Raw genomic sequence first — 12,217 nt, forward strand, 5'->3', positions numbered from 1 at the left:
TTGCACGGCGTGGATCGCCCGGGATGGAACCTGCGTCATCGGGCCCCCGGCGACTGGCCCTGACCGGGCGCAATCCGCCAGTACCGCCAAGCGACTCCCCTCTCCGGCGTGAGCCGGTGTTATAGGGTGGCCGACATTCTCCGAAGGACGGACACGGCGCATGCATATCGAAGCCCCCAGCCTCGCGGGCCAGCCCGGGATCAGGCACGCCTTCTTCACCCGTCTTGGCGGCGTCTCGGACGGATTCTATGCCAGCCTCAATGGCGGCCTCGGCTCCCATGACGAGCCGTCCCTCGTCGTCGAGAACCGCCGCCGCATGGCCGAGCATCTCGGGGTCCCGGCGAGCCACCTCGTCAGCCTGTATCAGGTCCATTCGGCCGAGGTCGCCGTGATCGAAGGCCCGATGGCCCTCGCCGAACGTCCCCGCGCCGACGCCATGGTGACGCGGGTGCCGAACTTGGCCCTCGGCATCGCCACGGCCGATTGCGGCCCGATCCTCTTCGCCGATCCGGTCGGTCGTGTCGTCGGCGCCGCCCATGCGGGATGGAAAGGGGCGCTGACCGGCGTGATCGCCGCCACCGTCGATGCCATGGTGCGCCTCGGATCGGAGCGGAGCGACATCGTCGCCGTGCTCGGCCCGACGATCTCTCAATCCGCCTATGAAGTCGGGGACGATTTCCGCAGCCGCTTTTCCGCGGAGGTTCCGGGTTCCGATGTCCACTTCTCGGAAGGCGCGCGCGAGGGGCATGCCCAGTTCGATCTGCCGGGCTTCATCGCCCGTCGCCTGGGTGAGGCCGGTATCGAGAAGGCATCGGTCCTGGGCCTCTGCACCTACGCGGACGCGGAGCGCTTCTATAGCTATCGCCGTACGACCCACCGGGGCGAGGCGGATTACGGCCGCCTGATCTCCGCGATCAGCCTCGCTGCATAGCGGCCGCCGTCATACGTTCCCTCGGTGCGACATCTTGTCATGAAATGGAGGCAAAAAAGCGTGGCCGTAGATGAACCTTGGCCGTTCATCGGAGTTTTCGGAGTGCACGACCTCCAGCGAGGTGGTCGCCGCCACAAAGGGGCCGTGTTCAACACACGCGGCGTGGTTGCGATGCAACAGCTTCCTGAGGGATGCTGAGATATAGACGGGGAACTGCGCAGGACCGCTCCGAAAAAAGCGGCCGCGCTAACGAGTAGAGGACCAGTCCATGAAATCCTTCCTTCGCGGCACCACCGCCCTTGCCGGCATCGTCATCGCCGGCTCCGCTTTCGCTGCCGATCTGCCGCGCCGCGCCGCTCCGCCGGTCTTCGTTCCCGTGCCGGTCTTCACCTGGACGGGCGCCTACTTCGGTATCAACGCCGGTTACGGCTTCGACGCTGGCAGCAACAGCGACCGTTACAACCTGCCGGCCGGCTCCGTCCTGAACGGCGGCCCGGTCAACCGGGTGTTCAACGCGAACAGCAGCAACGACCTCGAAGGCTTCGTCGGCGGTGGTCAGGTCGGCTACAACTACCAGTTCACCCCGGGTTCGGGCGTGGTCGTCGGTATCGAAGCTGACGCCCAGTACACCGATTTCGGCAACAAGACCCGCACCGTGAACGGCACGTTCAGCCCGGTCGTCGGCGGCCTCAACGGCACCACCGCCGTTCGCCTCCCCGGCAACGAGATGAACTTCTTCGGCACCGTCCGCGGCCGCATCGGTTACGCCTTCGACCGCACCCTCGTGTACGGCACCGGCGGCTTCGCCTACGGCGACGGCGGCACCGGCTCCGACGATTTCCGCACCGGCTACACCGCTGGTGGTGGTATCGAGTACGCTCTCCCCACGGACTCCTTCTTCAACTTCTTCAAGTCGTCCGCTGTGACGCTGAAGGTCGAAGGCCTGTACGTGAACCTCGAGCAGGACGGCCGCGGCAACCGCTCCGTCTACAACCCCACCACGAACGTGCTTTCGCTCAGCCCTTCGGCTCGCGAAGCCGAGTTCGCCGTGGTCCGCGCCGGCCTGAACTACAAGTTCGGCTCGTACTAGGCCTTACAGAACCAACGCTCCGCCTCATGGCGGAGCACGAGGTCTCTCAGAAGGAGCCCGGCCGAAAGGCCGGGCTCTTTTTGTTGCGTGGCGAAGACGCGTAACTCCGGCACCGTCACCTTTCCGAAATTTCATGCTCCGAACCGGAGCTCCCGTGCATCCGCAACGGCGAAGTTCGCGTTGACCCCTGACAAAGCCAGTGGCGCCACCCCATCTCGGAGGCGCCGGGGCGGCATGGCCCGCAGGCTTCTCTCAGGAGGACGACCCCATGAATAGCGAAGAACGCGAGGTCATCGGCGGCATTTTCCAGCGTCTGGAGCAGGCCGCGAGCCAGCCCCGCGACGCCGATGCCGAGCGCTTCATCGCGGACAAGCTCCGCGCTCAGCCCTACGCGCCGTACGCGATGGCGCAGCTGATCTATGTCCAGGAAGAGGCGATCAAGAGCTTGAACGAGCAGCTCGAGCAGGCGCGTCAGGCGGCACAGCAGCCGCAGGGCGGCGGCGGCGGCTTCCTGTCGAGCATCTTCGGCGGCGGGTCTCGCCAGCCGGAGCCCCAGCGCCCGTCCGGTCAACCGTGGGGCGGCCAGGGCGGACCTCAGCAGGGATATGGTCAGCAGCCGGGCTATGGGCAGCAGCCCGGTTACGGCCAGCAGCCGGGTTATGGCGGACCGCAGCAGGGTGGCCCATGGGCCGGCCAGCAGGCGGCACCCGCTCGCGGCGGCGGCTTCATGGCGACGGCCCTTCCGATGGCGGCCGGCGCGGCCGGCGGCATGCTGCTCGGCAGCGCCTTGTCCAACGCCTTCGCGGGCGGTCATTCGGCTCTCGGCAGCGCGGCGGCGGCAGGACTTCCCTCTGCGGGCGCGGCGGCCGGTAACGAAGATCTCGGCTCGGCCCTCGGCGGCGGCAACGACTTCCAGGACGCGTCGTTCGACAGCGATCCGGGCGGGGATTTCGGCGGCGACCTGGGTGGCGGCGGTGACGACGACTGGGTGTGAGCGACAGCCACAGCCGTCACTGCGCGTGATGGCCCCATGACAAGAAAGGCCCGGTGCGTGGAGACGCGCCGGGCCTTTCTCATGAGCGGCCCGGAGGCCGTTAGAGGACTTCGACCCGCGTTCCCACGGGGGTCCGTTCATACAGGTCGATGACATCCTCGTTCATCATCCGGATGCAGCCCGACGAGACGGATTGCCCGATCGTGTGCGGCTCGTTGGTGCCGTGGATGCGATAGAGGGACGAGCCGAGATAGAGCGCCCGCGCACCCAGAGGGTTGGCCGGGCCGCCGGCCATGTGGCGCGGCAGGTCGGGGCGACGCTGAAGCATCTCCGCCGGGGGCGTCCAATCCGGCCATTCGCGCTTCTGGCTGATCGTCTTCATTCCCGACCAGGCAAAACCCGGCCGACCGACGCCGATACCGTATCGGATGGCCTGACCGCCTGGCTGGACGAGATAGAGAAACTTCGTCTGGGTATCGATGACGATGGAGCCGGGCTTCTGCCGGCCATCGAACGAGACGACCTGGCGGGCAAAGCGCGCGTCGGGCGCGCGCTCGATTCCCGCGATTTGTCTTTCGGGATCGGCTTGAGCCGGCAGAGCTTGTGACGGCAAGGCAGCGAGCCGCGTGCGAACGGGGGTCTGGTAGAGATCGGGAATGCGATCGCCCGAATGGAGCACGCGCGGCATCGGCTCGCCACCGTAACCCTGGGCCGCCGGATGTCGTGGAAGCACGCCGTCATCCGCGAGGCCGGGACGCCGGGCGCGGGGCGGCGTTCCATGACCCGTCACCAGGAATTCGATGAAGCCCCCGCCGTATTGGCCGGAGGGAACCTGGGCTTGTGCGGCCCCTCCCACCACCGTGGCGGACAGGCAGGCCATAGCGACGCACAATTCGAGACGCTTCAACACGCGCGATACTCCGGACCAACACGAACCTCGCGCTCAAGCTGGCCGGACGGGACGAGAATCGGGTGAAAAAACGTGGTGAATCGTTCAGGTCACCGCTGCTCTACTGCTAGCTTCAAAGAACAGCATGAATTGTTTGTAAAAGTGCATCGGCCGTTCTCTGTGTTGAAGAAATGGCAACGACTTTGTCGCATGGTGGCTCGAAGGCTTCTCGGATCGGGATTCGCGTCGTTCACCAGGATGACGGCGCCCGGTCCATGCTGCCCTGTCGCTGACCCAGTTACTCCTGCCGGCTGATCATCCCCGATGAACATGAAGCGCTACCGCATCGAAGACAGCCTCGGTTTGGCAAGCGTGCGACCCGTCGTGGAGGTCACGCACGCCAAGGAGCGTTCCGGCTCCGACGACGTGAAGCTCGATGAGATCCTCTCGGCGATCCAGGAGCTTCGCCGTGTCACCCAGACGAGCACGGTCGAGACCATCGAAGCCTGCCGGAAGGAGCTCAACGAGGCCTTCGCGATGCGCTCCGAACTCGACGTGATGAAAGATGCGATCACCCGGACGAAGAAGGAGATCGCGACGCTCTACCACTCGGAGAATACCGGGAAGGGAATGAAGCGTGTCGCGGGAGAACTCGACGCGGTGGTGGAATCCACCGAGCTGGCCACGAGCACGATCCTCGGTGCCCTGGAAGAGATCGAGACGAATGCCGGTGCGCTGCGGGCCATGCGGCAGGCCGCCGGCGGCGAAAACATCGACATGATCCTCGAGCGGGTGATCGTCGCCTACGAGGCCTGCAACTTCCAGGACCTGACCGGCCAGCGCATCAACAAGATCGTGGGTGTGCTCAAGTTCATCGAGGAACATCTCGACCGCATGATCGAGGCCTGGGGCGGCCTCAACTCGTTCAGCGAGATCCTCGGCGTCGTGCCCCAGGGCCCCAGCATCGACGACGAGAGCTCCCTCCTCAACGGACCCAAGCTCGACAGCGATCCGGGCCATGTGGACCAGGGCGATATCGACGCGCTGTTCGATTAAGACGCGCATGCGCCGACCTTCCCGGGTCGGCGAGACCGGGAGCCCCTTCCCTCTCGAATCCCCGGCGCTTAAGTCTCGGGCATGAGCCGCCAGCCCGCGAAAGACCTGTCTTCCCAACGAGACCTGCCGCCGGATTCGTTCGACGAGCGTGAGGACGCGGACGAGACCCCGGAACGTATCGACGACGGACCGGAGATCGATTTCGATTTCGAGGAAGGCGCTGTCAAAGCCGGCACGGAGATCATCCGCCGGTTCTGGACGACGCTGCCGTCGGGACCGGGCGTCTATCGCATGTTCGACGAGAAGGGCGATGTCCTCTACGTCGGCAAGGCGAAGAACCTGAAGGCCCGAGTCGGCTCCTATGCGAGGGGCCAAGCCCATTCCAATCGCATCGCCCGGATGATCTCGCAGACGGCGGCGATGGAGTTCGTCACCACGGCCACCGAGACCGAGGCGCTGCTGCTCGAGGCCAACCTCATCAAGCAGTTGAAGCCCCGCTTCAACGTGCTGATGCGGGACGACAAATCGTTTCCCTACATCCTGGTCACGGCCGATTCCGAGGCGCCGCAGATCGTCAAGCATCGCGGCGCGCGGCGGCGCAAGGGCAGCTATTACGGCCCGTTCGCCACCGTCTGGGCGGTGAACCGTACGGTCAACGCGCTCCAGCGCGCCTTCCTGCTGCGCACCTGCACCGACAGCTATTACGAGAACCGCACGCGGCCCTGCCTGCTCTACCAGATCAAGCGCTGCTCGGGCCCCTGCACAGGGGAGATCGGCCTGCCGGAATATCAGGCGCTCGCCGAGAATGCGAAGAGCTTCCTCGCGGGCAAGTCCAACGCGGTGAAGGACCGTATGCGCGAGGAGATGCAGGACGCCTCCGAGAAGCTCGAATTCGAGCGGGCCGCCCGCTTCCGGGACAGGATCAGCGCGCTCTCGGCGATCCAGGGGACCCAGGGCGTAAACACCCAGGGCATCGAGGAGGCGGATGTGTTCGCCCTCGACGAACAGGCCGGCCAGTTCTGCATCGAGGTGTTCTTCTTCCGGAACTTCCAGAACTGGGGCAACCGCGCCTATTTCCCGAAGGCCGATCGCAGCATGACGCCGGACGAGGTGCTCGCCTCCTTCATCAGCCAGTTCTACGACGACAAGCCGGCCCCCCGGATCGTCCTCGTCTCCCATGCGATCGAGGATGCGGAGCTGATGGCGGCCGCCCTGTCGAGCCGCGCCGAGAACAGGGTTGAGGTTCACCAGCCCCAGCGCGGCGAGCGCAAGGCCCTGGTGGAATATGCCCAGCGCAACGCCAAGGAGGCCCTGGCGCGCAGGCTCGCGGACACCGCCTCGCAGGGCAAACTACTGGTGGCGCTCGGGCAATCGTTCGGATTGCCCGCCCCACCCCGCCGCATTGAGGTCTATGACAACTCGCACATCATGGGCACGAACGCGGTCGGGGGCATGATCGTCGCCGGCCCGTCGGGCTTTGCGAAGACGCATTACCGCACCTTCAACATCAAGTCGGAGGAGCTGACGCCGGGCGACGATTTCGGGATGATGAAGGAGGTGCTCCAGCGCCGCTTCAAGCGTCTCGTGAAGGAAAACCCGCGTACCGCCAACGAGGCGGCGATCTCAGCGAGCGAAGGCGGTGCGGCCGAGCCGGTTCCCGAATCGGACGGCGAGACCATGCCGGCCTGGCCGGATCTCGTCCTCATCGACGGTGGCAAGGGCCAGCTCGAAGCCGCCCGCACGGCGCTGGAGGAACTCGGAGTCACCGATGTCGCCCTCGTGGGCATCGCCAAGGGTCGCGATCGCGATGCCGGACGCGAGACCTTCTTCGTGCCCGGAAAGGCCCCGTTCAAGCTGCCGCCGCGCGATCCGACCCTCTACTTCGTCCAGCGCCTGCGGGACGAGGCCCATCGCTTCGCCATCGGCACTCATAGGGCCAAGCGCAAGCGCGAGATGATCAAGAACCCCCTCGACGAGATCGCCGGCATCGGTCCGACCCGCAAGCGCGCCCTCCTCCACCATTTCGGGACGGTGAAGGCGATCCAGCGCGCCTCCCTGGAGGATCTGGCGACCACGCCCGGCGTCAACGCAGCCACGGCACGTGCGGTGTATGATTTCTTCCATGCCGGAGGCTGAGGCTCAAAAACGCCTGCGTCAGGTGGGTTCGGTGCCGGGGTCGTCGTCTGACCGGCGATACAGAGCCTCGTAATCCTTCCCGCCATAGAAGATGTTGGTGATCCGGACCCTGTCGTCCTCGACCAGATAAGCGATCACGGCGGAACGCTCGAATGGTACCGTGCGAAGGCCGGATACGAGGTCGTCGCGTGGTCGACCGGCACGAGGCGCATCTCCGATCCGATCACATCGGAACTTGATGCGTCGTACGAACGACGCGGCGACCGAGACGCTTCCACTCGCTTCGCGAACGAAGCGAAAAATGTCGCCAGGTCGTCCAACGCATCCGGCCGGAAGGAGACCGGGAGTCTACGCACCCGAGGTCTTGGCGCCCTCGCCGGCGAACAGGCGTGCGAGGTGAACGTCCGCTTCCATCGCCGTCAGATCCTGCCGGGCGTCACCAAGTGAGCGGCGAACACGAGCCCGTATCTCGGTCAAGCGCTCCGCTTCTTCGAGCCGTTGCCGCTGCCACAGTCGCAGCGCATCACGCATGACCTCGTTGGTCGATGAATACTCACCTGCCTTGATGCTTTCACGTACCGCCTGTTGGAGATCGGGCGTCATGGGGATGCTGATCGTGTCTGCGGACGACATGCGTGAGCACTCTCTTCCCTCAGCGCATTGGTAGCACAAAATCCGGCTCGCCACATTCGGTTGCGATGGGCCCAGCGCGACGGCCTAGGTGCTATCGAAGCAGCTTGTCCGTTTGCATCATCGTGGTTGACCCCTCCCCCCCGCCCATGGTTTCACCGCGTCGATGACTGTCCTTCCTCTCCGACGCCGGTCACCGGCCTGGACGCTGGCGAATTGCCTGACCTACGGGCGGCTCGTCGCCGTCCCCGTCGTCGTGGCGCTGCTGTACTGGCCGGACGAGCATGCGGCGCGGTTCGCGGCTCTCGGCGTCTTCATCGCGGCCGCCATCACCGATTATCTCGACGGCTACGTCGCACGGACCTACGATCAGAGCTCGGCCCTCGGGCGCATGCTCGATCCGATCGCCGACAAGCTCCTCGTCGCCGCCTGTCTGCTGATGCTGGTGGCCGACAAGACGATCCATGACTGGAGCCTGTGGGCGGCCATCGTCATCCTGTGCCGAGAGATCCTCGTCTCGGGCCTGCGCGAATATCTGGCGGAGTTGAAGGTCAGCGTACCGGTCAGCCGCGTCGCCAAATGGAAGACCAGCCTTCAACTCGTGGCGATCGGCTTCCTCGTGGCCGGAAAGGCGGGGGAGACGATCCTCCCCCATACCGTCATCGCCGGAGAGGCCCTGCTCTGGATCGCCGCGGCCCTGACGCTCTACACGGGCTACGATTATATGAGAGCCGGCATCCGGCACGTGATGGACGATCCGCGCTGACCCGCCGATGCCGCAGCCGGAAGGGCAGACCATGAAGCTCGTCTATTTCGCCTGGGTGCGAGAACGCATCGGCAAGGCCGAAGAGGTCGTGACCCCGCCCGCCGGGACCGAGACGGTCGCCGATCTCGTGGCCTGGTTGAGTGGCAGGGGCGAAGAATATGCCTACGCGTTCGAGAATGCCGGCATCGTGCGGGCGGCCATCGACCGCGTCCATGCCAAGCCGGATGCGCCCATCGCCGGGGCCACCGAGATCGCGTTCTTCCCGCCGATGACGGGCGGCTGAGCCGCCTCGGATCGTCTGCGAGGAGACCCTCACCCGATGACGCCCGTGATCCGTGAATTCCAGGACGCCGATTTCGATGGCGTCGCGGCCCTATGGCTCGCGGCCGGAATCTCTCGGCCGTGGAACGATGCGGGCAAGGACATCGCCTTCGCCCGCCGCGATCCGCACTCGACCATCCTGGTCGTCGAGCGCGAGGGGGCCGTCGCCGCCACCGCCATGGTGGGCGAGGACGGTCACCGGGGATGGCTCTATTACGTCGCCGTCGACCCGCGGTATCGCGACCTCGGCCTGGGTAGGGCGATCATGGAAGCAGCCGAGCGGTGGCTGTCCGCGCGTGGCGTCTGGAAGGTCCAGCTCCTCGTGCGCGAAGAGAATGAAGCGATCCGCCACTTCTACGAACATCTCGGCTACCGGGACACCCGGACGATCTGTCTGCAGAAAGTCATCGGCGAGACGGCGGGGTGAGTGGCTCCGGCCCAAAACCCCGCCGGGCTCTCACTTCTTGCCGAGAGCCGCGCTGAAGGCGGCGATATTGCTGCGCATCATGGCCACGTAGGTGGCCGCCGGGCCATCGGGACCGGACAGGGCGTCGGAATAGACCTTGCCGCCCACAATGGCTCCGCTCTCCCGCGAAATCTGCTGCATCAGGCGGGGATCGGCCACGTTCTCGAGGAAGACGGCCGGGATCTTGTCGCGCCGGATCTGCCGGATGATGCGGGCCACATCCTTCGGGCTCGCCTCGCTGTCGGTGGAGACGCCCTGCGGGGCGATGAAGTCGAGGCCGTAGGCGGCGGTGAAATAGCCGAACGCATCGTGCGTGGTGATGATCTTGCGATGTTCGGGGGGAATCGCCGCGATGGCCGCGCGGATGTCGGCCTCCAAACCCGCCAGGGTCGTCAGATAGGCCTTCGCGTTGGCTGCGTAGTCGGCGGCGTGTTCGGGATCGATGGTCGAGAGCCCGTCGCTGATGTTGCCGATGTAGATCCGCACATTGGCGATGCTCTGCCAGGCATGGGGATCGTCGTGATGGGCGTGTCCCGCATGCCCTCCGCCATGGTCGTCGTCACCCTCGATGGGCTTCACGCCCTTGGTCGCGACGATGACGGGCGCCTTCGTCCCGGAGGCCTTGATCAGCCTGTCGAGCCAGCCTTCCAGGCCGAGGCCGTTGACCACGACCAGATTGGCGGCCGTGAGTTTGCGCGCATCCCCGGGGGCCGGGTTGTAGCCATGTGCGTCGGCGTCGGGGCCGACGAGGGTCGAGACCTCGACGCGGTCGCCGCCCACCTGCTTCACCAGATCGCCGAGGATCGAGAAGGTCGCCACCGCCTTCAGCGGCTCGGCGGCGTCCGCATTTCCGCCGAAGGCCGTGAGAGCGAGGGCGATACCGACCCACGCCGAAAGGCCCGTCTTCATGGCGTGACGTCTCGATCGCATACCCGTCGTCCTTCGCATCGGCTCCCGGAACCGGGCAGACCAGATGATCCGTCGCGCCGTGTAATGTAACACTATCACATTGCCAAGCCCGATGGCCTTGCTTGATCTTCCGGTCTCCGACCGGCAAACCCCCGACCGAGAGCCGGGAGCCCCCGTGCGACAGACAATGGATGAGCATGGCCCGTCGGCCGTTTCTGAGGGGTGAGACCCTCCCCCTCCTCGGCCGGGTCTGGCGCGAATGGCTGCGTCCGCATCGGGGCACCCTCGCCGTGGTGCTGGTGCTCATCGCCATCATCGGAGCGGCGACGGGTTTGTATCCCGCCCTGATCAAGGGGGCGTTCGATGCGTTCGACCACAAGGACCCGTCGGCCCTCACCTACGGACCGCTCATCGTCATCGCCATCACCTCGATCCGGGGCTTCGCACTGTTCGGGCAGACCGTGCTGACCAATCGGGTCGTCACCCGTGTCGAGGCCGACATGCAGGCGGCGCTCTACGGCCACCTCATCGATTCCGACCTCGCCCAGATCGGCCGCGAGAGCCCGGCGGCCTTCACCCAGCGCTTCACCACGGATTTCGCCTTCATCAAGGAGGCGCTGACCCGCATCTCCACTGTGCTACTGCGCGATCTCGCCATGCTGATCGCCCTCGTCGTCGCGTTGCTCTGGATGGACCCGGTGCTCACCCTCGTGGCCGGCGTGGTCGTGCCCTTCGTCGCCGGCCCGATCGGCCGCATCGGCAAGAAGCTCAGGCGGGTCTCCACCACCACGCAGGAGCAGATGGGCCTCACCGCCAGCCTCATCACCGAGAGCCTGCAGGGCGCGCGCATCGCCAAGACCTACGCGCTGGAATCCTACCTGAAGGGCCGTGCCTCCGGCGCGTTCGATACCGTCCGCCGCTTGAAGATCAAGGCGGCCAATGCCCGGGGACGCCTCGACCCGTTGATGGAGATTGGCGGGGGCTTCGCCGTGGCGGCGGTGCTGGTCCTGGTGGGCCAGCGCGTCATGTCCGGTGACCGCACGGTGGGCGATTTCACCGGCTACGTGGCGGCCTTGCTCCTGGCCGCGCAGCCAGCCCGCGCCTTGGGCACCCTCAACGCCATCCTTCAGGAAGCCGGGGCGGCGCTCCATCGCTACTTCGCCCTGATGGACGAAGCACCGCGCATTCGTGAAAAGCCCGATGCCGTGCCGCTGGTCATCACCGGCGGCGAGATCCGCTTCGAGGATGTCCGCTTCCGGTATCGCGAGGATGCGCCGGCGCTGGAGGGCATCGACCTCACCGTTCCCGCCGGCGCCACCGTCGCCCTGGTCGGCCGTTCCGGCTCCGGCAAGTCGTCGCTGCTTAATCTCGTTCCGCGTCTCTACGACGTGACGGGGGGCCGCGTTCTCATCGATGGCGCGGATCTGCGCGACGTGACGATCCCATCCCTGCGCGCGGCCGTGGCAGTGGTCTCCCAGGACGTGGTGCTGTTCGACGATACCATCGCGGCCAATGTCGGGTTCGGCCGCCCCGGTGCGACCCGCGCCGAGATCGAGGCCGCTGCGGAGGCCGCCGCAGCGCATGGATTCATCACCCGGCTGACGGAGGGTTACGAGTTCCGCGTCGGCCCCTCCGGCGGGCGCCTGTCCGGCGGCGAACGCCAGCGCATCTCCCTGGCCCGCGCCTTCCTCAAGGACGCGCCGATCCTGCTTCTGGATGAGGCGACGAGTGCCCTCGATTCCGAATCCGAGCGGCTGGTCCAGGGCGCGCTGCTGCGCCTGATGCAGGGGCGGACCACCCTCGTCATCGCGCACCGCCTCTCCACCGTGCGCGATGCCGACATGATCGTGGTGATGGAGGCCGGCCGCATCATCGAGACGGGGACGCATGACGCCCTGATGGCCTCGCAGGGTGGCTATGCCCGTCTGCATCGCATGCAATTGTCCGGAGATGCGGAAGAGCCCGCCGCCCCCTGATCCGCATTCCGTGCGTTGAAGCGTTACGAATCCTCGCGCGTGAAACGGATGCC

13 protein-coding genes are annotated in these 12,217 nt (G+C 66.2%); 9 read left to right on the top strand and 4 right to left on the bottom strand.

The window, feature by feature from the left end; translation table 11 throughout:
• The first annotated feature begins 160 nt into the window (after window positions 1-160).
• The 3 genes from pgeF to ACYQOP_RS25365 all read left to right on the top strand — a co-directional run bounded on the left by pgeF (window position 161) and on the right by ACYQOP_RS25365 (window position 3,015).
• Window positions 161-931 carry a peptidoglycan editing factor PgeF gene (gene pgeF / locus ACYQOP_RS25355; RefSeq protein ID WP_419951549.1) on the top strand — a complete coding sequence of 257 codons (771 nt, stop codon included), beginning with the start codon at window positions 161-163 and terminating at the stop codon, window positions 929-931.
• Between the two features lie 268 nt (window positions 932-1,199).
• The gene (locus ACYQOP_RS25360) at window positions 1,200-2,021 is read left to right on the top strand and encodes an outer membrane protein (RefSeq protein WP_056429813.1); all 822 of its coding nucleotides are present in this window, start codon (window positions 1,200-1,202) and stop codon (window positions 2,019-2,021) included.
• A gap of 268 nt (window positions 2,022-2,289) precedes the next feature.
• Window positions 2,290-3,015: a DUF2076 domain-containing protein gene (locus ACYQOP_RS25365; RefSeq protein WP_056429810.1), complete on the top strand. Its 726-nt coding sequence runs from the start codon at window positions 2,290-2,292 to the stop codon at window positions 3,013-3,015.
• Window positions 3,016-3,115: 100 nt separating this feature from the next.
• On the opposite strand, the gene ACYQOP_RS25370 is transcribed toward ACYQOP_RS25365, so the two are convergent.
• Entirely contained in the window at window positions 3,116-3,895 is a 780-nt protein-coding gene (locus ACYQOP_RS25370) for a L,D-transpeptidase (RefSeq protein WP_461225476.1), read from the bottom strand.
• 333 nt (window positions 3,896-4,228) lie between these two features.
• On the opposite strand from ACYQOP_RS25370, the gene ACYQOP_RS25375 reads away from it, so the two are divergent.
• Both ACYQOP_RS25375 and uvrC read left to right on the top strand, forming a co-directional pair.
• Window positions 4,229-4,960, top strand: a complete 732-nt coding sequence (locus ACYQOP_RS25375; protein ID WP_461224861.1) for a chemotaxis protein — start codon at window positions 4,229-4,231, stop codon at window positions 4,958-4,960.
• Window positions 4,961-5,041: 81 nt separating this feature from the next.
• Window positions 5,042-7,096 carry an excinuclease ABC subunit UvrC gene (uvrC, locus tag ACYQOP_RS25380; protein ID WP_461224863.1) on the top strand — a complete coding sequence of 685 codons (2,055 nt, stop codon included), beginning with the start codon at window positions 5,042-5,044 and terminating at the stop codon, window positions 7,094-7,096.
• An 18-nt stretch (window positions 7,097-7,114) separates the two neighbouring features.
• Here uvrC and ACYQOP_RS25385 read toward each other — a convergent pair whose 3' ends face one another.
• A complete protein-coding gene (locus tag ACYQOP_RS25385; protein WP_461225478.1) occupies window positions 7,115-7,399 on the bottom strand; it encodes a type II toxin-antitoxin system RelE/ParE family toxin in 285 nt (94 codons plus the stop codon).
• Window positions 7,400-7,444: 45 nt separating this feature from the next.
• Window positions 7,445-7,729, bottom strand: coding sequence for a ribbon-helix-helix domain-containing protein (locus tag ACYQOP_RS25390; RefSeq protein WP_461224865.1), 285 nt, complete (start codon window positions 7,727-7,729; stop codon window positions 7,445-7,447).
• Window positions 7,730-7,892: 163 nt separating this feature from the next.
• On the opposite strand from ACYQOP_RS25390, the gene pgsA reads away from it, so the two are divergent.
• Genes pgsA through ACYQOP_RS25405 form a run of 3 tightly spaced genes read left to right on the top strand, consistent with a single transcriptional unit; the run spans window position 7,893 to window position 9,240 of the window.
• Window positions 7,893-8,492, top strand: a complete 600-nt coding sequence (gene pgsA / locus ACYQOP_RS25395; RefSeq protein ID WP_461224867.1) for a CDP-diacylglycerol--glycerol-3-phosphate 3-phosphatidyltransferase — start codon at window positions 7,893-7,895, stop codon at window positions 8,490-8,492.
• A 31-nt stretch (window positions 8,493-8,523) separates the two neighbouring features.
• Window positions 8,524-8,775, top strand: coding sequence for a molybdopterin converting factor subunit 1 (gene moaD / locus ACYQOP_RS25400; protein WP_056430470.1), 252 nt, complete (start codon window positions 8,524-8,526; stop codon window positions 8,773-8,775).
• 36 nt (window positions 8,776-8,811) lie between these two features.
• Window positions 8,812-9,240: a GNAT family acetyltransferase gene (locus ACYQOP_RS25405; protein ID WP_056429793.1), complete on the top strand. Its 429-nt coding sequence runs from the start codon at window positions 8,812-8,814 to the stop codon at window positions 9,238-9,240.
• Between the two features lie 30 nt (window positions 9,241-9,270).
• Here ACYQOP_RS25405 and ACYQOP_RS25410 read toward each other — a convergent pair whose 3' ends face one another.
• A complete protein-coding gene (locus ACYQOP_RS25410; RefSeq protein WP_461224869.1) occupies window positions 9,271-10,188 on the bottom strand; it encodes a metal ABC transporter solute-binding protein, Zn/Mn family in 918 nt (305 codons plus the stop codon).
• A 197-nt stretch (window positions 10,189-10,385) separates the two neighbouring features.
• Here ACYQOP_RS25410 and ACYQOP_RS25415 point away from each other — a divergent pair, with 197 nt between their 5' ends.
• Window positions 10,386-12,164: an ABC transporter ATP-binding protein gene (locus ACYQOP_RS25415; RefSeq protein WP_461225480.1), complete on the top strand. Its 1,779-nt coding sequence runs from the start codon at window positions 10,386-10,388 to the stop codon at window positions 12,162-12,164.
• The last annotated feature ends 53 nt before the right edge of the window (window positions 12,165-12,217 follow it).

The sequence above is a fragment of the Methylobacterium sp. CM6247 genome (assembly GCF_054817925.1).